Origin of the sequence: Streptomyces boncukensis, assembly GCF_011045075.1 — a bacterium.
Lineage (GTDB): Bacteria > Actinomycetota > Actinomycetes > Streptomycetales > Streptomycetaceae > Streptomyces > Streptomyces boncukensis.
The window spans coordinates 1-885 of the sequence record NZ_JAAKZZ010001043.1; the positions used below are offsets into that span (position 1 = coordinate 1).

Genomic DNA, 885 nt, shown 5'->3' on the forward strand with positions numbered 1-885 from the left:
CGGCCCCGGTGGCGGGCGGGGTGGTGAAGACCTTCGCGCTCTCGATGGTCTGCGCCCCGGCGAGCTTGACGACCTCGTCGGCGCGCGCCGCGCCGATCGTGCCGGGGGTCAGGACGACGTCGCCGGTACGGTCGTTGACGGAGCGCACGGGGGCCTCGGCGGGCCTCAGATAGCGGGCGTCGGCGGCCTCCTGGTCCAACGCGCCGACGGCCGCGGCGTCCAGGACCACCGCGCCGGTCATCTCGTTGACGGAGGTGACGCCGCCGCCCGTGCCCTCGGGAAGCTGCGCGGCCGGGACCCGGCCGCCGGAGTCGAGCGCGGCGACGCCGCCCGCGGTGCCGACCGCCGCCGCGGGGACGGCGGAGACGTCCTGCGCGGTCAGGGTGATCTCCGGCTCGGACACCCCGTTCACCGACCGGACCAGCCCCGGCTCGCCCGCGGGTCCTGGCGGGCCGGACTCCCCGGCGGGTCCCGGCGGGCCGGGCACGGCCACGTAGTCGGGGGTGCCGGGGTCGACCGGCGAGATGTCGGCGAGGTCCACTGTCGGGACCGCCTGGGGGAGCACGATCTGGTACACGCGCCGGGTGCCGACCCCCGTGAGCTGTTCGGTCACGGTGTAGGTCCACTCGGCGGGGTTCCAGCCCGCCGCGTCGGTGGCGGGCAGCTCGATGCTGAGCCGCCCCTCGGCGTCGAGCGGGGCCACGCTCGGCCCGCCGAGGATGAGGTCGGACTCGGCGTGGGTGAGCATCGAGGGCGGACGGAACTCGACGGACCCGCTGACCGGGTGGCCCTCGGGAGTGAGGTAGCGCCCGGTCACGGTGACCGTGGGAATGTTTTCGGGCAGCACGAATGCGCCTCCTTGCGATGGGTTGATGGGTGGGGCGG

1 pseudogene is annotated in these 885 nt (G+C 75.7%); it reads right to left on the reverse strand.

Annotated features, from left to right (window positions below):
* Positions 1-847, reverse strand: a pseudogene (locus G5C65_RS37835) (phage tail protein); the annotation flags it as partial.
* Between the last annotated feature and the right edge of the window lie 38 nt (positions 848-885).